At 67.4% G+C, this 19,588-nt stretch carries 20 protein-coding genes; 15 read left to right on the plus strand and 5 right to left on the minus strand.

Annotated features, from left to right (window positions below):
- The first annotated feature begins 24 nt into the window (after positions 1–24).
- From V6R86_RS01030 to V6R86_RS01055, 6 genes are read left to right on the plus strand one after another with little or no spacing between them, the layout of a single operon-like run.
- Positions 25–3,207 carry an efflux RND transporter permease subunit gene (locus V6R86_RS01030; protein WP_338501264.1) on the plus strand — a complete coding sequence of 1,061 codons (3,183 nt, stop codon included), beginning with the start codon at positions 25–27 and terminating at the stop codon, positions 3,205–3,207.
- A 34-nt stretch (positions 3,208–3,241) separates the two neighbouring features.
- Complete coding sequence (locus V6R86_RS01035) at positions 3,242–4,501, plus strand: DUF445 domain-containing protein (protein WP_338501266.1); 1,260 nt, start codon at positions 3,242–3,244, stop codon at positions 4,499–4,501.
- A gap of 24 nt (positions 4,502–4,525) precedes the next feature.
- The gene (locus V6R86_RS01040; protein WP_338501268.1) at positions 4,526–5,686 is read left to right on the plus strand and encodes an RluA family pseudouridine synthase; all 1,161 of its coding nucleotides are present in this window, start codon (positions 4,526–4,528) and stop codon (positions 5,684–5,686) included.
- Complete coding sequence (locus tag V6R86_RS01045) at positions 5,683–6,354, plus strand: HAD-IA family hydrolase (protein WP_338501269.1); 672 nt, start codon at positions 5,683–5,685, stop codon at positions 6,352–6,354. The genes V6R86_RS01040 and V6R86_RS01045 overlap by 4 nt, the downstream gene beginning before the upstream one ends.
- Positions 6,351–6,578, plus strand: coding sequence for a hypothetical protein (locus V6R86_RS01050; RefSeq protein ID WP_338501270.1), 228 nt, complete (start codon positions 6,351–6,353; stop codon positions 6,576–6,578). The genes V6R86_RS01045 and V6R86_RS01050 overlap by 4 nt, the downstream gene beginning before the upstream one ends.
- Complete coding sequence (locus tag V6R86_RS01055) at positions 6,575–7,270, plus strand: ATP12 family chaperone protein (RefSeq protein ID WP_338501271.1); 696 nt, start codon at positions 6,575–6,577, stop codon at positions 7,268–7,270. The genes V6R86_RS01050 and V6R86_RS01055 overlap by 4 nt, the downstream gene beginning before the upstream one ends.
- Here V6R86_RS01055 and gmk read toward each other — a convergent pair.
- Complete coding sequence (gmk, locus tag V6R86_RS01060) at positions 7,267–7,908, minus strand: guanylate kinase (RefSeq protein ID WP_338501273.1); 642 nt, start codon at positions 7,906–7,908, stop codon at positions 7,267–7,269. The two genes, V6R86_RS01055 and gmk, sit on opposite strands and share 4 nt — an antisense overlap.
- Positions 7,909–8,017: 109 nt before the next feature.
- On the opposite strand from gmk, the gene V6R86_RS01065 reads away from it, so the two are divergent.
- From V6R86_RS01065 to V6R86_RS01095, 7 genes are all read left to right on the plus strand, one after another.
- Entirely contained in the window at positions 8,018–8,710 is a 693-nt protein-coding gene (locus V6R86_RS01065; RefSeq protein WP_338501274.1) for a phasin family protein, read from the plus strand.
- A 156-nt stretch (positions 8,711–8,866) separates the two neighbouring features.
- Positions 8,867–9,208 (plus strand): ATP-dependent Clp protease adapter ClpS, encoded by a 342-nt coding sequence (gene clpS, locus V6R86_RS01070; protein WP_338505355.1) that lies wholly within the window; start codon positions 8,867–8,869, stop codon positions 9,206–9,208.
- Positions 9,209–9,254: 46 nt separating this feature from the next.
- A complete protein-coding gene (gene murA / locus V6R86_RS01075; protein ID WP_338501276.1) occupies positions 9,255–10,541 on the plus strand; it encodes a UDP-N-acetylglucosamine 1-carboxyvinyltransferase in 1,287 nt (428 codons plus the stop codon).
- A gap of 9 nt (positions 10,542–10,550) precedes the next feature.
- Complete coding sequence (locus V6R86_RS01080) at positions 10,551–11,261, plus strand: dienelactone hydrolase family protein (RefSeq protein ID WP_338501278.1); 711 nt, start codon at positions 10,551–10,553, stop codon at positions 11,259–11,261.
- Positions 11,258–11,773, plus strand: coding sequence for a DUF1697 domain-containing protein (locus tag V6R86_RS01085; RefSeq protein ID WP_338501280.1), 516 nt, complete (start codon positions 11,258–11,260; stop codon positions 11,771–11,773). The genes V6R86_RS01080 and V6R86_RS01085 overlap by 4 nt, the downstream gene beginning before the upstream one ends.
- Positions 11,770–13,788 (plus strand): NAD-dependent DNA ligase LigA, encoded by a 2,019-nt coding sequence (ligA, locus tag V6R86_RS01090; RefSeq protein WP_338501281.1) that lies wholly within the window; start codon positions 11,770–11,772, stop codon positions 13,786–13,788. Before V6R86_RS01085 ends, ligA begins: the two co-directional genes overlap by 4 nt.
- Positions 13,789–13,825: 37 nt before the next feature.
- Complete coding sequence (locus V6R86_RS01095; RefSeq protein WP_338501283.1) at positions 13,826–14,725, plus strand: ATP-grasp fold amidoligase family protein; 900 nt, start codon at positions 13,826–13,828, stop codon at positions 14,723–14,725.
- Here the strand turns inward: V6R86_RS01095 and V6R86_RS01100 are convergent.
- The 4 genes from V6R86_RS01100 to V6R86_RS01115 are packed head-to-tail and all read right to left on the minus strand — an operon-like array spanning position 14,722 to position 18,576.
- Positions 14,722–15,603: a 50S ribosomal protein L11 methyltransferase gene (locus V6R86_RS01100; protein ID WP_338501284.1), complete on the minus strand. Its 882-nt coding sequence runs from the start codon at positions 15,601–15,603 to the stop codon at positions 14,722–14,724. The genes V6R86_RS01095 and V6R86_RS01100 overlap by 4 nt on opposite strands.
- Positions 15,600–16,511, minus strand: coding sequence for a subclass B3 metallo-beta-lactamase (gene bla, locus V6R86_RS01105; RefSeq protein ID WP_338501287.1), 912 nt, complete (start codon positions 16,509–16,511; stop codon positions 15,600–15,602). Before bla ends, V6R86_RS01100 begins: the two co-directional genes overlap by 4 nt.
- A complete protein-coding gene (locus V6R86_RS01110) occupies positions 16,501–17,199 on the minus strand; it encodes an SDR family oxidoreductase (protein ID WP_338501289.1) in 699 nt (232 codons plus the stop codon). The genes bla and V6R86_RS01110 overlap by 11 nt, the downstream gene beginning before the upstream one ends.
- Before the next feature lie 51 nt (positions 17,200–17,250).
- Positions 17,251–18,576 carry a methyl-accepting chemotaxis protein gene (locus tag V6R86_RS01115; RefSeq protein ID WP_338501292.1) on the minus strand — a complete coding sequence of 442 codons (1,326 nt, stop codon included), beginning with the start codon at positions 18,574–18,576 and terminating at the stop codon, positions 17,251–17,253.
- Positions 18,577–18,755: 179 nt separating this feature from the next.
- Between V6R86_RS01115 and sdhC the strand changes: the two genes are divergently transcribed.
- Both sdhC and sdhD read left to right on the plus strand, forming a co-directional pair.
- Positions 18,756–19,166: a succinate dehydrogenase, cytochrome b556 subunit gene (gene sdhC / locus V6R86_RS01120; protein ID WP_338501293.1), complete on the plus strand. Its 411-nt coding sequence runs from the start codon at positions 18,756–18,758 to the stop codon at positions 19,164–19,166.
- A complete protein-coding gene (gene sdhD, locus V6R86_RS01125; protein ID WP_338501295.1) occupies positions 19,163–19,588 on the plus strand; it encodes a succinate dehydrogenase, hydrophobic membrane anchor protein in 426 nt (141 codons plus the stop codon). The genes sdhC and sdhD overlap by 4 nt, the downstream gene beginning before the upstream one ends.

A 19,588-nucleotide genomic window follows, 5' to 3' on the forward strand; every position in this document is an offset into this window, starting at 1 on the left:
GCCTACCGCAGGACAGTCAGGCATATGAGTTTCCGGAACATTTCGGCCTGGTGCATCAAGAACCCGGTCCCCCCGATCGTGCTCTTCATCGCGCTCTTGCTGGCGGGTATTTACTCGTTCGCGACGATGGAGATCACCAACAACCCGGATATCGATTTTCCGGCAGCCAATATCAGCATTTCGCAGCCCGGCGCCGCGCCGTCCGAAATGGTCAATCAGGTCACCCAGAAGGTCGAAGCCGCGGTGCGCGGGGTCGACGGCGTCGATGAAATCAATTCCAGCGTCCGCGAAGGCAACAGCAACACCTTTGTCCAGTTCAAGATCGGCACCCCCACCGACCGTGCGGTGAACGACGTCAAGGCCGCGATCGACCAGATCCGCGGCGATCTTCCCGACGGCATACTCGAACCCCAGGTCAGCCGCCAGGACATCAGCGGCGACGGCTTCGTGTTCATCGCCGTGCGGGCGACCGACATGAATCTCGAGGATTTGAGCTGGTACGTCGACAACACCGTGTCGCGCCGCCTGCTCGCGCAGGACGGGGTCGCGCAGGTCAGCCGCGAAGGCGGCGTCGAACGCCAGATCCGCGTCATCCTCGATCCGGCCGCGCTGCAAGCCCAGGGTATCACCGCCGCGCAGGTCAATCAGCAGCTACGGTCGATCAACGTCGATGCGCCGGGCGGCCGGGCCGAGATCGCCGGTTCCGAACAGACCGTTCGCGTGCTGGGCAACGCGCGCAGCGCCGCCGCGCTCGCCGACACCCAGATCTCGCTTCCCGGCGGGCGCTTCGTTCGCCTGGGGGATATCGCGCAGGTCCGCGATTCCTCGGCAGAACCGCGCAGCGCGACCGAGCTTGGCGGCCGTCCGGTGGTCAGCTTCAACGTCGCCCGCGCCAAGGGCGCCTCCGACGTCACCGCCTACGAAAACACCTGGGCCGAACTGAAGAAGATCGAGGAAGCCGATCCGCGGATCAGCTTTGTCGAGATCAACAACAGCGTCGACTACACCAAGAGCCAATATTCAAGCTCGATGCACGCGCTGATCGAAGGCGCGGTGCTGGCGGTGCTGGTGGTGTTCCTGTTCCTGCGCGACATCCGTGCGACGGTGATCTCGGCGGTTGCCATTCCGCTTTCGGCAATCCCCGCCTTCTTCTTCATGGACCTGATGTCCATCAATCTCAATTTCCTCTCGCTGCTGGCGCTGGCGCTAGTGGCGGGCGTGCTGGTCGATGACGCGATCGTGGAAATCGAGAACATCGTTCGCCACATGCGCATGGGCAAAAGCGCCTACCAGGCCTCGATCGACGCGGCGGACGAGATCGGCCTTGCCGTGCTCGCCACCACCATGTCGATCGTCGCGGTGTTCCTGCCGGTCGCGCTGATGCCCGGCATCTCGGGCCAGTTCTTCCGCAACTTCGGCTACACAGTCGTGCTGGCGGTGTTCATGAGTTTGCTCGTGGCGCGCATGATCACGCCGTTGATGGCGGCTTACTTCCTGCGCAGCGGCGGAATCCAGGAACATGCCTCGGGCAAGTGGATGAACCGCTATCTGGGCACGCTGCGTTGGAGCATCGACAGCAGTCACGCCAAGGCCGCGCGGAACCGGGCCACCGGTTTTCTCGGACGCCGCCTGTCCCGTTTTCGCGATCACCGGGTGTGGATGATCGGGGTCGGCCTGCTGATCCTCGCCGCGACGGGCTTTGGCATTTCCCAGCTGTCGATGACTTTCCAGCCGCAGCTTGACGTTCCCAACAGCACTATCCGCGTCGGCCTGGCGCCGGGCACAACGCTCGACCAGACCAAAGCGGTGACGGCGCGCGTGTCGGAAATCGTTCAGCGCAATCCCAACGTCGAAAACGTCTTCCAGCGCAGCTTCACCTCGTCGGCCTTCCTCAACGTCGTCTACAAAAAGGACCGCGAGAAAAAGAGCTACGAGATCGAACGCGAAATCACGCCGCAACTGGCACAGATCGCCGACGCGCAGGTCAATTTCCTCAGCCAGGGCGGCGGCGGGCCGGGCGGCGGGGGCCGTCCTGTCACCCTGTATCTCGGCGGCGACGATCCGGTCCTGTTGAACCAGGTCGCCAACACGCTGTCGGACCAGATGGCCACCATTCCGATGCTGGTGGCGCCGCGCGTGCAGGGTGACGTCGTCCGTCCCGAAATCCGGATCAAGCCGCGCTTCGACCTGGCCGCCGACCTCGGTGTCAGCACCCAGGCGCTGGCCCAGACCATCCGCGTCGCCACCATCGGCGACATCGATCAGAACAGCGCCCGTTTCTCGCTGTCCGATCGCCAGGTGCCGATCATCGTCAGCCTCGACCGCTCGCAGCGGCGCGACCTGTCGACGCTCGAGAACCTGCCGGTGCCGACGTCCAGCGGCGGATCGGTGCCCCTGAAGTCGGTGGCCGAAATCACTTTCGGCTCGGGCCCGGTTACGGTGCAGCGCACCAACCAGGTGTATCGCATCGCGGTGGGTGCCGACCTTGTCCCCGGCGCGATCAGCGGCGACGCTTACAAGCAGATCGACAAATTGCCGATCATGCAGAAGCTGCCGGCGGGCGTGTCGCGCCTCACGCTGGGCGACCAGAAATGGCAGGGCGAGCTCATCATGAACTTCGTCATCGCGGTGTTCGCCGGCATTGCCCTGGTGTTCGCGGTGCTGGTGCTGCTCTATCGTCGCTTCCTCGCGCCGCTGGTCAATCTCGGCTCGCTGCTGCTGGCGCCATTGGGTGCGGTGATTGCCCTGCACATCGCGGGTCAGCCGCTCAGCCTGCCGGTGTTCATCGGCCTGCTGATGCTGTTCGGCATCGTCGCCAAGAACTCGATCCTGCTGGTCGATTTCGCGGTGGAGATGATGGACCATGGGATGACCAAGGACGAAGCGATCGTCGAAGCCGGGCACAAGCGTGCCCAGCCGATCGTCATGACCACGGTCGCGATGGTGGCGGGCATGATCCCGATCGCGCTCAGCCTGACCGGCGACGGCAGCTGGCGCGCCCCGATGGGCGTCACCGTGATCGGCGGGCTGATCATGTCGACCTTCCTGACTTTGCTGTTGGTCCCGGCCTATTTCAGCATCGCGATCGACATCGAGACCTGGATCGGGCGCAAGCTCGGTCGCCGCCTCAGCGCCACGGCGCACGAAGTGCCCGACCGGGTGGAAGAACCGCGCGCGCCGGGAGCCTTTCCGCAACCGGCGGAGTGAACCCGAAGGGCGGTTCGGTTATTGAGTGATCCGGATGACACGTTCCGGACCACTTTCCCGCTTCAATCCCAGCCAGCCCGGCGCGCAGGGCATGAAGGTCGTCGCGACCGGCCTGCTGGTGGTCATGGCCGGCCTGTTCGTGCTCTCCCGCGCGCTCGAACCCCGCTACCCCTGGCTCGGCCTCGTCAAGGCGTTTGCCGAAGCCGCGATGGTCGGTGGCCTCGCCGACTGGTTCGCGGTTACCGCCCTGTTCCGCCATCCGCTCGGCCTGCCGATCCCCCACACCGCGATCATCCCGCGCAACAAGGACCGGATCGGCCTCACCCTCGCCAGCTTCATCCGCGACAATTTCCTCGTCGCGCGCGTGGTCGCCCGGCGGATGCGCGGGATCGACGTCGCCGCCGCCGCCGGCCGCTTCCTGCGCGCCCCCTCGGGCGAAGGCACCCGCATCCGCCGCGGCGCCTCGCGCCTGATCGCCGACCTGTTCGAAGCGCTGGATGACGAGCGATTGGGCGGCATCGTCAAAGGCGCCATCTCGCAGCGCCTGGCAAAGACCGAAATCTCGCCCCTGCTCGGCGCCGCGCTTGCCTCGGCGATCGAGGACAATCGCCATGTCCCCATGCTCGAAGCCGCGATCCGCGCCCTGTCGCACGCGCTCGATGCCAACGAATCGCTGATCCGCGACATGGTGAAGCGCCGCGCGAGCTGGGTGCTGCGCCTCGCCGCGCTGGACGAAAAGCTCGCCGACGCCATCGTCGAGGGCCTGCGCAAGCTGACACTGGAAGTCAGCACCGACCCCGACCACCCGATGCGCGCCAAGATGGTCGAAGCGCTTGCCGACCTCGCGCACGATCTCCAGCACAAGCCCGAAACCCGCGCCCGGGTCGAGCAATGGAAGGAAGAACTGCTTTCCAATCGCTCGGTCGCGCAATGGCTCGACCGCTTGTGGCAAAAGGGCCGCGCCTCGATCATCGCCGCCGCGCGCAATCCCGATGCGGCGCTGGCCGGCCGCATGGGCGAAGTGCTGCGCTCGGCCGGTTCGACCCTCGAAGGCGACCCCCGCATCCGCCGCGCGGTGAACCAGTTCGTCCGCCGCGCCGCGGCCGGCATGGCGGCAAGCTACGGCGGCGCCATCGTCAGCCTGGTCAGCGACACCATCCGCGGCTGGGACGCGCGCACCGTCACCGAACGCCTCGAATCCGCCGTCGGCCGCGACCTCCAGTACATCCGCATCAACGGCACCCTGGTCGGCGGCTTCGTCGGCTTGGTTCTGCACTTCCTCGACACGCTCTAGGCCGAAGCGCTAGAGGGCGTCGCCATGAGCACCGAGCCCCGCACCTTCACTGTCGCCGCGGACGACGACGGAATCCGGCTCGATCGCTGGTTCAAACGGCACATGGGCGAGGAAGTCAGCTTCAACCTCGTCTCGCGCTGGGCCCGCACCGGCCAGCTTCGCGTCAACGGTGAGAAGGCGACGCCGGGCGACCGGATCGAAGCGGGCCAGACCATCCGCATCCCCCCACGCGACGCCCAGCCGGTCCGCAGCGCCCGCCCCCAGCGCGTCCTTGAACCGCTGACCGACGACGAACGCAGCTTCGTTCAGGAAATGGTGATCGAGACGACCCCCGACGCCTTCGTGCTGAACAAGCCGCCCGGCCTCGCCACACAAGGCGGGACCAAGACCGACCAGCATCTCGACCGCCTGCTCGACGGGCTGGCCGACGAGGAAGGCAATCGCCCCAAGCTGGTCCATCGCCTCGACAAGGACACCAGCGGAGTCCTGTTGGTCGCCCGTTCGGCCCGCAGTGCGGGCTTCTTCTCCAAGAGCTTCGCCGGACGCACCGCGCGCAAGGTTTATTGGGCGATCGTCGTTGGCGACGTCGGGCCTGACGAAGGCGTGATCGACGCCCCGCTGGCGAAGCAGCCGGGCACCGGCGGCGAGAAGATGCATGTCGCCGACGACGGCCAGGCCGCCCGAACCCGCTTCCGCGTGATCGACCGCGCCGGCACCCGCGCCGCCTTTGTCGAGTTGCAGCCGCTGACCGGCCGCACCCACCAGCTGCGCGCGCACATGGCTCACATCGGCCATCCGATCGTCGGAGACGCCAAATATGGCGGGGCCGAGGCGTTTCTGACCGGGGGGGTCAGCCGCAAGCTGCATCTCCACGCCCGCCGCCTCAAGATCGATGCGCCTGGCGGCAAGGAGATTGACGTCGCGGCCGAATTGCCGCCGCACATCGCCGAAAGCCTCGCCACCTTGGGCTTCGAGCCACGCGACGGCGACAACATGCCGCTCGACCGGCCCGACCCGGCCAAGAGCCCCGAGGTCCGGGCCCGTCGCCAGGCCGCCGCCGCCAAGACCGCGCGCAAGGAGCGCAAGGGCGAACGCCGTGGCCGCGGCGCTACCCCGGCGCCGGCCAAGGGCGCTCGCCCCAAGGGTCCGCCCGCCAAGGGTCCGCCAAAGGGCCGCGGCCGGTGATCCGCTGCGCTGTCTTCGATTGCGACGGGACGCTGGTCGATTCGGGCGGCACCATCCACCGCGCGCTCGGCCTCGCTTTCGCCGAGCACGGCCTCGAACTTCCGCCGCGCCAGCAGGCGCAGCGCGTGATCGGCCTGTCGCTGGTCGAAGCGATGGCCGAGCTTGCCCCGACCCAGGATGCCGACCTCCACGGCCGCATGGCGCAGACCTACAAGGATGCGTTCGTCACCCTGCGAGGGCAGCAACAGGTCGAGGAGCCGCTCTACGACGGCATCCTCCCCCTGCTCGACGCGCTGGAAGAACGCGGCTGGCTGCTCGCGGTCGCCACCGGCAAGTCCGATCGCGGCCTCAAGCACTGCCTGACCGCCCACGGCCTTCATGCCCGCTTCCTCTCGCTCCAGACCGCCGACCGCCACCCGTCGAAGCCGCATCCGAGCATGACGCTGCAAGCGCTCGCCGACTGCGGCGCCGCCCCCGAGCATTCGGTGGTGATTGGCGATACGGGCTGGGACATGCGCATGGCCAAGGCGGCCGGCGCGCATGCGATCGGCGTGCTGTGGGGCTATCATGACGAGACGGAACTGCGTGACGCGGGCGCCGACACCATCGCCGCGCGCCCATCCGATGTCTTCGACCAGGCCGAACGTCTGGTAAAAACGCCGGCATGACCGAGAACGACGAACTCTGGCGCAAGCGCTTCGGCATCTTTGCGCTGCTGCGCATCTCGGGCCTGCTGCTGTTCTTCCTCGGCATGGCCATCGTCTTCAGCGATCTCGTCCGGCCCGGCGGCGCGCTGGGGCTTGGCATGGTGGTGATCGGCTGCGGCCTGGTCGAGGCGCTGCTGGGTCCCGTTCTGCTGCGCCAGCATTGGGAAAAGACCGACCTGCAATGAAGCGCTTCTGGAAGTCCTCCGCCGCCGTCGCCGACGACAGCGGCCATTGGCGCATCGAACTCGACGGCCGCCCCGTCCGCACCCCCGCCCGGGCCCTGCTCTTATTGCCAGGCGAGCAACTCGCGCAGGAAGTGGCAGCCGAATGGCAGGCCGCCGGCGAGGTGGTCGATCCGCGCGCCATGCCGCTCACCGGCCTTGCCAATGCGGCGGTCGATCATGCCGCGCCGAAGCCGGACGCCTTCGCCGACACGCTCGCCCGCTACGCCGCCAGCGACCTCCTCTGCTACCGCGCCGATTCGCCGGCCAAGCTGATCGCCGCGCAGGCCGACGCATGGGATCCCCTGCTCGGCTGGGCCCGCCGCCGCTTCGATGTCGATTTCCACGTGACCGAGGGTGTCTCGCCGGTCGACCAGCCGCAGGCGACGCTCGATCAGCTGGCCCAGGCGGTCCATGCGCTCGATCCGTACCGCCTCGCCGGCCTCTCGCCGCTCGTCACCATCGGCGGCTCGCTGGTCGCCGCGCTGGCGCTGCTCGAAGGCGCGGTGTCGGTTGACGAGGCGTGGGCTGCGGTCAGCCTCGACGAGCGCTGGCAGCTCGACCAATGGGGTTCGGACGCGGAGGCCGAAAAGGCAATGGCCGCCCGCGAAAGGGATTTCCGCGCCGCTGCCCGCTTCCTCTCGTTGCTGCCCTAGTTGGGCTTCTCGACCAGCTGCCGGACGAAGTTGAGCAGGTAAGGTTGCCGCTCACGCCGCAGCCGCTCGGCTTCGACGATCGCCTTCACCTTGGCCGCGCACCGTTCGACATCCTCGTTGATCAGGACATAATCATATTCGGCCCAATGGCCGATTTCGGCGGCCGCGCGCTTCATGCGGAAGTCGATCACGTCCAGTTCGTCCGTGCCCCGCCCCTCCAGCCTCCGCTGCAGTTCGGCCATCGAGGGCGGCAGGATGAAGATCTTCACCAGGTCGGTGCGGAAGGCGTATTCGAGCTGCTGGGTGCCCTGCCAGTCGATGTCGAACAGCGTATCGCGGCCCGCCTTCAACGCTTCCTTGATCGGCTCCTTGGGGCTGCCGTAGCGATGGCCGAAGACATAAGCCCATTCGGCCAGCTCGTCCGCCTGCACCAGCGCCTCGAACTGCGCATCGTCGACGAAATGATAATCGACGTCGGCGATTTCGCCCTCGCGTATCTCGCGCGTGGTGGCGCTGATCGACATGGTGATGGTGGGATCTTCCTCCATCAACATGCGGCTGATGGTCGATTTGCCGGCCCCCGACGGCGACGACAGCACGATCAGCAGGCCACGGCGGGTGCGCTGTGATTGGTCCATGCGCGCTCTTGCAATCAGCATGGTGCGGGCGTCAATGCTGCAAGTGCGAACAAAAGGCTTGTAATCTTGTGCGGCGCACTATATTGTGCACTGCAACAAGGGAATGATGATGACCGATACCGTGAACAACGAAACGATCGAAACCGCCGTCGAGCAGGCCGAGCCCGTCAAGGCTGCTGTCGCCGACGCGGTGAAGAAAGTGAACGCGCGCCGGGTGAAGACCGAGCGCAAGCCGCGGGCCCGCAAGGCGGCCGGTGGCCAGAACGCTCCCAGGAACAACGCGCCGCGTGCCGCCAAGGCCGCGCCCCAGATCGAGGACACGACCATGAACTTCAACCCGACCAACAGCTTCACCAACTTCCAGCCGTTCGCCGCCGTGCCCGGCATGGACCGCCTCCAGAACCTGTTCGCCGATGCCGGCAGCAAGGGCCAGGAAGCGATCGAAAAGGGCCGCAAGGGCGCCGAGGACATGGTTGAACTGACCCGCGCCAACGTCGAAGCCGTCGTCGAGGCCGGCAAGATCGCCGCCACCGGCGCCAAGACCGTCGGCGAAGACGCGCTGGGCCGCGTTCGCGAAGGCATCGAACAGAACGTCGCCGAGCTGAAGAGCCTGGCGCAGGCGTCGAGCCCGACCGAATTCTTCCAGCTGCAGACCGAAATCGCCAAGTCGAACTTCGACCGCATGGTCGCCAGCTTCAGCCAGCTGACCGAAGCGTCGGTGAAGCTTGCCGGCGAAGCGATCCAGCCGCTGTCGAACCGCGCTGCGCTGAACGCTGAAAAGATCAACGAGCTGACTGCCTGACAACTCCTCCTCCTCCTGTCAGGTATTCACTGCGGCCGCCCCCGGCGTATCTTGGGGGCGGCCGCTTCCATTTGTGCGGCGATTGAGTGCCGCGCCCGCCTTGGCAAGGCCGCACCCTCTACCCTATCTAGGCCGACAATGATCGATCGCATCATCATGGCTGGCGAAGACGACCGCCCCGGCAAGGGCGACGGCGTCGAGGAGATCGAGCGCGGGGTCGTCACCCGCACCCGTCCCAAGACGCGCAAGCCCAGCAACTACAAGGTGCTGATGCTGAACGACGATTACACGCCGATGGAATTCGTCGTTCTGTGCCTCCAGCAATTCTTCTCGATGAGCATCGAGGACGCCACCCGGGTGATGCTCCAGGTCCATCAGCAGGGTGTCGGCGTGTGCGGCGTCTTCACCTACGAAGTCGCCGAAACCAAGGTCAGCCAGGTCATCGACTTCGCGCGGGAAAACCAGCACCCGCTCCAGTGCACGCTCGAAAAGGCCTGAACACCCGGCCCCTTGCACCCCCAGAGCGAAGTTCTAAACGCCGCTGATGGACTCCATCGTCATCCAGGGCGGCAAGCGGCTCGAAGGCATCATCCCGATCTCGGGCGCAAAGAACAGCGCGTTGACGCTCCTCCCCTGCGCCATCCTCACCGATGAGAAGCTGACGCTCGGCAATCTGCCACGGCTCGCCGACGTCGACAGCTTCGGCCATCTCCTCAACGAGCTTGGCGTCTCGACCAAGATCGAGGGGCTGAAAAAAGGCGAGATCGGGCGGCGCATGACGCTGCAGGCCGAGACTTTGATCTCCACCGTCGCGCCCTATGACATGGTGCGCCGGATGCGCGCCTCGATCCTGGTCCTGGGGCCGCTGCTCGCCCGTGCCGGCGACGCCACCGTGTCGCTTCCCGGCGGCTGCGCCATCGGCGACCGGCCGATCGACCTCCACCTCCAGGCGCTGGAAGCGATCGGCGCCGAGATCGAGCTTGCAGCGGGCTTCGTCCGCGCCACTGCACCCAAGGGCGGACGCCTGCCGGGCGGCGACTTCACCTTCCCGGTGGTGTCGGTCGGGGCGACCGAGAATGCGATCATGGCCGCCGTTCTCGCGAGCGGCCGGACCAACCTCTACAACGCCGCGCGCGAGCCCGAGATCGTCGACCTTTGCCGCCTGCTCCAGAAGATGGGCGCGCAGATCGAAGGCGAGGGCAGCCCGCACATCAAGATCGAGGGCGTCGAAAAGCTGCACGGCTGCACCTATTCGGTGATGCCCGACCGGATCGAAGCGGGCAGCTATGCCTGCGCGGCCGGAATCACCGGTGGCAGCCTCGACCTCCACGGCATTGTCCCCGAAGACATGCTGGCGACCACCAACGCGCTGGCGCAGGCCGGGCTGATGATCGAATTTCACGACAAGGGCATGAAGGTTAGCGCCGAGGGGCCGCTCAAGCCCCTTGCTCTGTCGACCGCCCCCTTCCCCGGCTTCGCCACCGACATGCAGGCGCAATTCATGGCCATGCTGTGCCGCGCCAAGGGTGAGAGCTTCCTTGAAGAGACCATCTTCGAGAACCGCTACATGCACGTGCCCGAACTTCGCCGCATGGGCGCCAACATCGACGTGCGCGGCCGCTCGGCGATCGTCCACGGGGTCGACGGCATGACTGGCGCCAAGGTGATGGCGACCGATCTGCGCGCCTCCATGAGCCTGATCATCGCCGGCCTCGCCGCCGAGGGCGAGACGGAGGTGCTGCGGGTCTACCACCTCGACCGCGGCTACGAGCGCCTCGAAGAAAAGCTTTCCGCGGTCGGCGCCACCATCGAACGCCGCGGCGGCGGCTGAGGACCGATTATGACCGAACGCTCGATTGCCCACAGCTTCCGCGGCCAGCAGCTGCACAGCGTCCACGTCGGTACCGGCGGGCGGTCACGCGGCACCATCATCATTGTGCCGACCTTCTGCGGCGTCAGTGAGCTTGAACTCGGCTTCGCCCGCAAGCTCGCCGACCGCGGTTTTGCCTGCCTCGTCGCGGACCTCTGGGGCAAGAGCTACAATCCCGCGACCGAGCGCGACGCGGCCTTCGCCCACATGACCGAGCTCAAGTCGGACCGCGCTGCTCTCCGCGACCGGATGCTCGATCTGGTGGAGGTAGCCAAGGCACAGGAAGGCACCGACCCCGCCCGCATCGCCGCCATTGGTTATTGCTTCGGCGGCCTCTGCGTCCTCGACCTTGCCCGCTCCGGCGCGCCGATCGCGGGCGTGGCGAGCTTCCACGGCCTATTCGACGCCCCTGATCTTGGCCCCCAGCCGATCAAGGCCAAGGTGCTCGCTCTCCACGGCTGGAACGACCCGATGGTCCCGCCCGAGGCTGTGGTGGCCCTCGCCAAGGAGCTGACCGACGCTGGCGCCGACTGGCAGATCCACGGCTACGGCCACACCGGGCACGCCTTCACCAACCCGGGCGCCGCCGCGCTCGGCATCCCCAACGTCGACTACAGCCCGACCGCCTCGCGCCGCAGCTGGGCCGCGCTGCAGGACTATCTGGACGAGCTGTTCGGGTGACCGCCTACGTCGCGCTGCTCCGCGCGGTGAACGTTTCCGGCACCGGCAAACTGCCAATGGCCGACTTGAAGCGGATGGGCGAGGAATGCGGGTTCGCCAACGTCCGCACCTTCATCGCCAGCGGCAATCTCCTCTTCACCAGCGACCTCGGCGAGCAGCAGGTTCAGACTCGCATCGCCGCCAAGGTGGCCGACTTCTTCGGCCGAGCCATTCCGGTGTTCGTGCGTTCCGCCAGCGAGATGGCCGACCTTGCCGCCCAGAACCCTTTCACCGACGACAAGGGCAGCCGCGTCATGGCCCACGTTATCGACGCCACGCCGACGCAGGCGATGCTCGACGACGCGCGCAACGTCGCTGGCGAGCGCATGGCGCTCGGCCCCCGCGCGATCTACGTCAGCTATGGCGAGGGCATCGGCTCGACCAAGCTGAAGCTCCCCGCCGTGGCCGCCGGCACCGCGCGCAACATGAACAGCGTCGCCAAGATCGCTGCCCTGCTGGACGCCATGCCATGACCGAAGCCGAAGCCGGCCGCCGCCTGCGCGCCCTCGCGAAAGAGATCGCGCGCCACAACCGCCTCTACCACGACCAGGACGCGCCGGAGATCAGCGACGCCGACTACGACGCGCTGGTCCGCGAGAACAACGAGCTCGAAGCCGCTTTCCCGCACCTCGTCCGCGCCGATTCCCCCAATGCGCAAATCGGCGCCGCGCCGTCGACCGCGCTCGCCAAGGTCACCCACGCCCGGCCGATGCTGAGCCTGGAGAACGCCTTCAGCGCCGATGACGTCCACGACTTTGTCCGTCGCGTCCGCCGCTTCCTGTCGCTCCCCGAAAGCGAGCCGGTCGCGCTGACTGCCGAGCCCAAGATCGACGGCCTCTCCGCCTCGCTCCGCTACGAAAATGGGGCCCTCGTCCTCGCCGCCACCCGCGGCGACGGCACGATCGGCGAAGACGTCACCGCCAATGTCCGCACGATTCCCGATATCCCGCAGAGCCTCACCGGCGCGCCGAACGTGGTGGAGGTGCGCGGCGAGGTCTATATGTCCAAGGCCGACTTCGCCGCCCTGAACGAGCGCCAGGCGGCCAGCGGCGGCAAGGTGTTCGCCAACCCCCGCAACGGCGCCGCCGGCTCGCTCCGCCAGAAAGACCCGGCTGTCACCGCCGCCCGCCCCTTGCGTTTCCTCGCCCACGGCTGGGGCGAGCTTTCGGAACCGCTTGGAAGTACCCAAGCCGAGGCGGTCGAACGCCTCCGCACCCTCGGCTTCCCGGTCGACGAGCGCTTCGGCCTGTTCCCCGACGCCGACGCGGCGCTAGCGCAGTACGCCGCCATCGAGCATGCCCGCGCCGACCTGCCGTTCGACATCGACGGCGTGGTCTACAAGCTCGACCGCCTCGACTGGCAGGAGCGCCTCGGCTTCGTCGGCCGCGCCCCGCGCTGGGCGATCGCCCACAAATTCCCCGCCGAGAAAGCCGAGACGACGCTCGAGCGGATCGAGATTCAGGTCGGCCGCACCGGCAAGCTCACCCCGATCGGCCGCCTCACTCCCGTCGGCGTCGGCGGGGTGATCGTCAGCAACGTCACCCTTCACAATCGCGACGAGATCGCCCGGCTCGGCGTCCGCGAAGGCGACCGCGTCCGCATTCAGCGCGCCGGCGACGTCATCCCGCAGGTGGTCGAGAACCTCACCCTCGACGAGGACCGTCCGGCCTTCGTCTATCCCGACCATTGCCCCGCCTGCGGCTCCGAAGCCGTAGCCGAAGAAGGCGAGGTCGACATCCGCTGCACCGGCGGCCTCGTCTGCCCGGCCCAGCGATTGGAGCGCCTCAAGCATTTCGTCAGCCGCGGCGCGATGGATATCGAGGGGCTCGGCGAAAAGACCATCGTCGAATTCGTCGACGCGGGCCTGATCGAAAAGCCCTCCGACATCTTCCGTTTGCGGCGTGAGCAGATCCTCGGCCGCGAAGGCTGGAAGGAGAAAAGCGTCGATGCCCTCCTCGCCGCGATCGAGGCGCGCAAGGGCTTCGACAGTGCCCGCCTGCTCTTCGGCCTCGGCATCCGCCACGTCGGCATCGTCACCGCCCGCGACCTGCTGAAATGTTTCGGCACGATTCAAGCGTTGGAGGCCGCCGCCATCGGCGAGAACGGCACCGCCGAACTCTCCGCGGTCGAGGGCGTCGGCCCGGTCGTCGCCGAAGCGGTCCATGACTTCTTCCATGAAGCCCACAACCGCGAGGAAGTCGCCGCCCTGCTCGCGCTCGCCGCCCCCGCGCCCTTCGTCAATCAAGCCCGCGAAACCGAGTGGAGCGGCAAGACCATCGTCTTCACCGGCAGCCTTGAAACCATGAGCCGCGACGAGGCCAAGGCGCAGGCCGAACGCCTCGGCGCCCGCGCCTCCGGCTCGGTCAGCGCCAAGACCGATCTCGTCGTCGCGGGACCGGGCGCGGGGTCGAAGCTCAAGAAAGCCGAGGAGCTCGGAATCCGCGTCGCCAGCGAAGAGGAATGGGCGCGAATCGTGGCCGAGGCTTGAGCCAGGCGATGAAACTCCTCGGCAGCTGCCTCCAAGCATGACGCTCTTCACTCGTGCAGCCAATCATGCGGCCATCGCTCCGATGTTCGCCCAGAAATTCGGACGGCAACCGCTACCCTCCACCGATCCCGAGGCGACGATCAACGACCTGATCTTCGCGCGCATGATCGATCCCGAATGGACTGCGCTCGAACGCCGTCTGGTCGACAAGATCACCGCCAAGGAAGAAGCGGCCCGGCTCTGCCCCGACCTGCGGGTGGCGGCGACGCTCGCGACCATCGACATGGCCGGCGTCGCCTCGCCAGCCGATCTGTTCGACCGGTTGCGCGGCTTCATCGGCACCGACGCCATCGCCAAGCCGTCGCAGGCGAGCGGCGGCACCGTCTTCCTGCGCCACGTCGCTGGGCCCGCCGATCTCGCCGCCCTGCATGCCCTCGCGACCACCGATTACGCCGCCGTCATGCGCGAGATGCAATATGCCGGCCTGCCACGCCGCGTGATCGTCGAAGCGCTGATCCCGACCGCGGACGGCCTTCCTCCCGACGATTACAAATTTCACTGCATCAACGGCGAGCCCCTGCTGTGCCAGATCGACCACGCCCGTTTCGGCAGCCCGTGGGGTCGGATCTTCCGTATGCCCGATTTCGAGCCAATGGACGGCGATGACGGCCTCGACTGGCCGGATAGCCTCCAGCGCCCCGCCCTTCAGCAAATCGCAGCAATGATCGCCGCCGCCCGCACTCTCTCGAAGCCCTTCGACTATGTTCGCGTGGACCTCTACAACGGCCTCGACGGCATCTATTTCGGAGAACTGACCTTCACCCCGTCCGCCTCGCTCGGCATCGCGCCATCCAAGCATGGTAGCCACCGGGTCTCGCCAACGCACCGTCTGTTCAGCCGCATCCTGATGGATGCGCTGAACACGAACGCGCGCTAGGCCGAGCGCTCCAGCACCAGCACCCGCCACTCGCCCGTCCCCGGCTCGACCAGCCGGCAGCCGCGCTCGACATAAGCGGCGGTCACCGCGTCGGCCTGTGTGTCGAGCAGCCCTGCGAGCAGGATCGTGCCCCCCGGCGCGGTTGCAGCGACGAAGTCCTCCGCCAGCTCGATCAGTGGCCCGGCGAGGATGTTGGCGATGAGCAGGTCGAACGGCGCCCGGGCCGCCAGCGCCGGATGGGCCATGCCGTCGGCTACCGCCAAAGCCAGCTCGCCCGGCCCTTCGCCCAGCGCCACGCCGTTCAGCGCCGCATTGTCGCTGGTGACGTCGATGCTGATGGGATCGATGTCGGTGGCGATCGCCAGCGCGTCCGGCCACAGCGCCATCGCGCCGAACGCCAGCAGCCCGGTCCCGGTCCCGATATCGGCGATCCGCCCGAACCGCTTGCCCTCGCCGGCCATGCGGTCAAGAGCCACCAAGCACCCGCGCGTCGTGTGATGATGTCCGGTCCCGAAGGCCAGGCCCGCGTCGATCAGGAAGTTGATCGCCCCCTCGCGCGGCGGGTGCGCGGGCGTGCGGACGAAAAAGCGCCCGGCCTCGATCGGCTGCAGCCCGGCCTGGCTGCGGGTGACCCAATCCTCGTCGGCCAGCTCCTCGATCACCGGCTCGCCGCTGGCGAGGCCCGCCAGCACCGCTAGCTCGGCCGCCGTCGGCTCCGCTTCAAAATAAGCGTGGATGCGCCAGTCGTCGGGGCGATGTTCGTCGGGTTCGTCGGCGACGATCACCGGCGGGTTGGGATGGTCGCCGAACGGCTCTTCCATGTCGCCCACCGCTTCGCCCTCGGCGCGGTTACAGGGGATCGTGACCCGCCAGCTCATTTGCCCGCAGCTTCCTTGGCCAACCGCTCGTCGAGGCCCTTGGCCTTGGCCGCCGCATACGTCTTGCATCCGGCGGGGTCGAACAGCGCCGCCGCGCCGCCGGCGAAACGGGCCGTCATGTTGCTGGCCGACGGATGCGGCGTCAGCAGGATGTCGCATTCCAGCGCCGCCACCTTGGCGAAGCTGGTGCGAAAGGACGCGACCAGCTCGGGATGCGCCGAGAACTTGTATCCGTCGCGGCTGACCGGGCTCAGGCTGTCAGCATAGACCATGGTCCGGCACACGCCCCCGTCGCAGCTCACCCACTGCCAGCTGAGCGCACCCGCGGTATGGCCGGGCGTCTCGACCGCGTTCAACAGGATGCCGCCCAGCCGCACCGAATCCCCGCTCTTTACCACCCGGGCGACCGTCACCGGCGCCATCTTGGGCAGGATGCCGAACTGCGGATCGCTCGCCGGGATCACCCCCGTCCGCAGCACGGGTGCCGCGCCGGCCGAAGCGATCACCTCGGCGCCGGTCAACGCCTGCATCCGCGCGAACCCGCCGACATGATCGTGATGCTCGTGGCTGTGGACGATATATTTGACGTCGGTCGGCTTGAACCCCAGCCGCCGGATATTGGCCGCGACCAGATCCGCCCCCGCTTCGGTGCCGCTGTCGATCAGCACATGCCCGTCGCGGCTGGTCAGCAGTAGCGCGGTGATCCCGCAGGTCCCGACATAATAAGTATTGCCGTGAATCCGCACCGGCGGTGCCGGCTCGTCCCACCCGTCGCGCCCGGCGCATTCGCGGGCAAAGGCCGGCCCGGCGGTGGCCAGCGGCGCCGGATATTTGGGCGCGGGCTTGGCGCCGCCGAGCGGCACCACGATCTGCTGCATCGCCAGGAGCAATGCGAGACTAGCGGACATAGCTGGCTCCATTGACGTCGATCACGCTGCCGGTGGTGCTGGGCGGCGCCTCGGTCGCCAGCCAGCGGATCGTCTCGCCGACTTCCGCCGCGCTCGCCACCCGGCCGAGCGGAATGTCGGCAAGGATCTTCTCGCCCCCGCGGCTGGCGAGATATTCCGCGGTCATCTCGGTGACGGTGAACCCCGGCGCCACGCCCCAGGCATAGATGCCCTCGCCCGCATGGCCCCGGGCGATCGTCTTGGTCACCGCGATCAGCGCCGCCTTGGACGCCGCATAATGCCAATGCTGGGGCGAATCGCCGCGATAGCCGGCGCGGCTGGCGACATTGACGATCCGCCCGCCGCCATTCTCCTGGAAATGCCCGACCGCCAGTCGGCAAAGGTCCGCCGCCGCCTGCAGATTGACCTGCATGGTCCGCGCCCACGCCGCCTGCCATTCGGCCTCGGGCGCATCCTCGGCAACGCCCTCATAAACGCCGGCATTGTTGACAAGCGCATCGATCCGCCCGGCCCTGGCAAGCGCCTCGGCCCAGCAGGCCGCAGCCGCGCTAGAATCGGCGAAATCGGCGGCGAGCAAACCCTCGCCCCCCTTGGTCGAGGTGCCGATCACATGGTGACCCGCGGCGGTAAGTGCGTCGGCGGCGGCCTTGCCGATGCCCCGGCTGGCGCCGGTCAGGAGGATGTTCATCCTCCTTCCCTGTCATCGCGAAGCTTGCCCCGCAATGACCAACCGTCGATGTCAGGCGGCGAACTTGGCGATGAAGTCGGCGGTGGCGACCTTGAATTCGCCGATCTGCTCGGAGAAGCGGCCAAAGCCCTGCTCCACCCCGTCGATGTCGCGCGCGACATTTTCGGTGTCGGAGCGGATGGCGGCGATGGTGCTGCTCATCGAATCGGCCGCCAACGCGGTTTCGTCGACCGCGGCGGTGATCATGGTCACCGTCTGCGCCTGCAATTCCATCGCCTGCCGGATGCGATCGGCACTGGTTTGCACTTCCTCGACCGTGCCCTGGATCGAGCTGTTGGCATCCACCGTCTGCTTGGTCGCCGCGGTGATCGCGCTGATCTTGGCGGTAATATCGTCGGTCGCCCGCGCGGTCTGGCTGGCAAGGCTCTTCACTTCCTGCGCCACCACCGCAAAGCCGCGCCCGGCATCGCCTGCCCGGGCCGCTTCGATGGTCGCGTTCAGCGCCAGGAGATTGGTCTGTCCTGCGATGTCGCGGATGAGGCCGAGGATCGATTCGATCGCCTCAACATGCGCCGACAGCGCCTGGCTGACCTTGACCGCCTGCGCCGCCTGGTCGCCCGCTCGAAGAGCCACGCCCGCGGCCGTTTCGACCTCCGAGCGCGCATCCTCGATCGCGCGGATCAGCCCCGCCGCGGTATGCGCCGCTTCGCGCATCGCCACCGCCGACTGCTCGGCCGCCGCCGCCACTTCGCTGGTCTTGCCCAGCATTCCGCGGGTCGCTGCCGCGGTCTGGCTCGACTGGCTGCGTAGCATGTCGCTGTCGCTGCTGGCGCGGGCCACCGAGGCCACCACCCGGCGGTTGAATTCCTCGGCCTTGGCCTGCCGCTCGCCGTCATGCTTCTGCTGCTGGAAGTGAATGGCATGCGCCACGAACACGTCGATCTCGACCATGCTGAGCTCGTGGATGGTCCGCGCCGCCGCCGCGCGATCGGCCGACTCGTCCATCAGCCGCCGGCTTGCCTCGACCATCGCCTCGGCTTCGCCCGACAGGCCGGCGAGCAGGGTGGTCAGCGACACGTCCGCCGCCATCGCATCCTCGACATAGCGCTTGGCGGTATCGACCCACTTGGTCTGGGTCAGCCGCAGGAACTTGTCGCGCAGATAGGGGACGATCCGCTCGGCCAGCTGCTCGAGCTTGGCGTCGTCGAACTGCTGGCGATGGCCGCCATGCTCGCGATACCGCTCCCAGAATTTGCGCGCCACCGCGCGCTCGTCGCCCTGCACCAGCGTCCACAAGGCGGCCGCCCGTTCGGGAAGATCGCCCGCCGGGTCAAAGGCGCGAAGGCGGCGCTGGTGAGTGGCTTCACTGACGGGCATTGCGGCAATCACTCCTGGGCTTGAACTGTTGGCGTCCTGCCTAGGCGCGATTGGTTAAGAGGCGGTTAGGCCGCGCGGCCCCTGCGGCCTTTGGACTGCCTTGCCTCTCGGCCCCGTGCCGCCTAGTGCGAAGCGCATTCATCCAAGCCCTTTTCGCGTGGAGCCAATCGGACCGTCTTATGGCGCGTAACACTGCAAGGCCGCTGTCGCCTCACCTCACCATCTGGCGCTGGGGCCCGCACATGCTGGTTTCCATCCTTCACCGCGCGACCGGCATCGGCCTGACCGTCGGCGGCCTGCTGCTGCTGACCTGGTTCATGCTGGCGCTGGCGGGCGGTGCGCAAGGGTGGGAGACATTTACCGGCTTCCTCAACTGGAAACTCGGCCCGGTGCCGCTGATCCTGCTCGGACTGGTCGCGCTGACCTGGGCATTCTTCCAGCACACGCTGTCCGGCATCCGCCACCTCATCATGGACATCGGCGCCGGCTTTGAACTGCGGACCAACAAGACGATGGCCTACATGACCATGATCGGCTCGGTGCTGCTGACCGCGGTCTTCTGGGCCGTGCTGCTGGGGAAAGGCGCATGACCGGCCCGAAGAACCTCGGCGGCCAGGACCGCAATGCGATCGCCGACGGCAAGACCCCCCTCGGCCGCGTGCGCGGATTGGGCTCGGCCGGTCACGGCGGCGAACATTGGATCAAGGAGCGCGTCTCCTCGGCCGCACTGCTGCTGCTCGGCACCTGGTTCCTGGTCTCGCTGCTGCTGCTTCCCGACCTTCAGCCCTCGACCCTCGTCGGCTGGCTGAGCGGCCCGTTCGGCTTCGTGCCGATGGCGCTGTTCGTCTACCTTTGCTTCGAGCACAGCCTCGAAGGTGTGAAGGTGGTCATCGACGATTACCAGGGTGACGAAGGCGGCCGCATGACGTGGCATCTCGTCAGCCTCTTCCTACATGTAGGGGCCGGGGCGCTCGCCCTGTTCGCCCTCGCCCGCATCGCGTTCGGAGCCTGA

The sequence above is a fragment of the Sphingomonas kaistensis genome (assembly GCF_036884275.1).
In the GTDB taxonomy this organism is placed as follows: Bacteria; Pseudomonadota; Alphaproteobacteria; order Sphingomonadales; family Sphingomonadaceae; genus Sphingomicrobium; species Sphingomicrobium kaistense_A.

Bases quoted from the DNA above. Each gene is read 5' to 3' on its own strand.
- V6R86_RS01030 (WP_338501264.1), top strand. From the start codon at position 25: ATGAGTTTCCGGAACATTTCGGCCTGGTGCATCAAGAACCCGGTCCCC.
- V6R86_RS01035 (WP_338501266.1), top strand. From the start codon at position 3,242: ATGACACGTTCCGGACCACTTTCCCGCTTCAATCCCAGCCAGCCCGGC.
- V6R86_RS01040 (WP_338501268.1), top strand. From the start codon at position 4,526: ATGAGCACCGAGCCCCGCACCTTCACTGTCGCCGCGGACGACGACGGA.
- V6R86_RS01050 (WP_338501270.1), top strand. From the start codon at position 6,351: ATGACCGAGAACGACGAACTCTGGCGCAAGCGCTTCGGCATCTTTGCG.
- V6R86_RS01055 (WP_338501271.1), top strand. From the start codon at position 6,575: ATGAAGCGCTTCTGGAAGTCCTCCGCCGCCGTCGCCGACGACAGCGGC.
- gmk (WP_338501273.1), bottom strand. From the start codon at position 7,908: ATGGACCAATCACAGCGCACCCGCCGTGGCCTGCTGATCGTGCTGTCG.
- V6R86_RS01065 (WP_338501274.1), top strand. From the start codon at position 8,018: ATGACCGATACCGTGAACAACGAAACGATCGAAACCGCCGTCGAGCAG.
- clpS (WP_338505355.1), top strand. From the start codon at position 8,867: ATGGCTGGCGAAGACGACCGCCCCGGCAAGGGCGACGGCGTCGAGGAG.
- murA (WP_338501276.1), top strand. From the start codon at position 9,255: ATGGACTCCATCGTCATCCAGGGCGGCAAGCGGCTCGAAGGCATCATC.
- V6R86_RS01080 (WP_338501278.1), top strand. From the start codon at position 10,551: ATGACCGAACGCTCGATTGCCCACAGCTTCCGCGGCCAGCAGCTGCAC.
- ligA (WP_338501281.1), top strand. From the start codon at position 11,770: ATGACCGAAGCCGAAGCCGGCCGCCGCCTGCGCGCCCTCGCGAAAGAG.
- V6R86_RS01095 (WP_338501283.1), top strand. From the start codon at position 13,826: ATGACGCTCTTCACTCGTGCAGCCAATCATGCGGCCATCGCTCCGATG.
- V6R86_RS01100 (WP_338501284.1), bottom strand. From the start codon at position 15,603: ATGAGCTGGCGGGTCACGATCCCCTGTAACCGCGCCGAGGGCGAAGCG.
- bla (WP_338501287.1), bottom strand. From the start codon at position 16,511: ATGTCCGCTAGTCTCGCATTGCTCCTGGCGATGCAGCAGATCGTGGTG.
- V6R86_RS01110 (WP_338501289.1), bottom strand. From the start codon at position 17,199: ATGAACATCCTCCTGACCGGCGCCAGCCGGGGCATCGGCAAGGCCGCC.
- V6R86_RS01115 (WP_338501292.1), bottom strand. From the start codon at position 18,576: ATGCCCGTCAGTGAAGCCACTCACCAGCGCCGCCTTCGCGCCTTTGAC.
- sdhC (WP_338501293.1), top strand. From the start codon at position 18,756: ATGGCGCGTAACACTGCAAGGCCGCTGTCGCCTCACCTCACCATCTGG.
- sdhD (WP_338501295.1), top strand. From the start codon at position 19,163: ATGACCGGCCCGAAGAACCTCGGCGGCCAGGACCGCAATGCGATCGCC.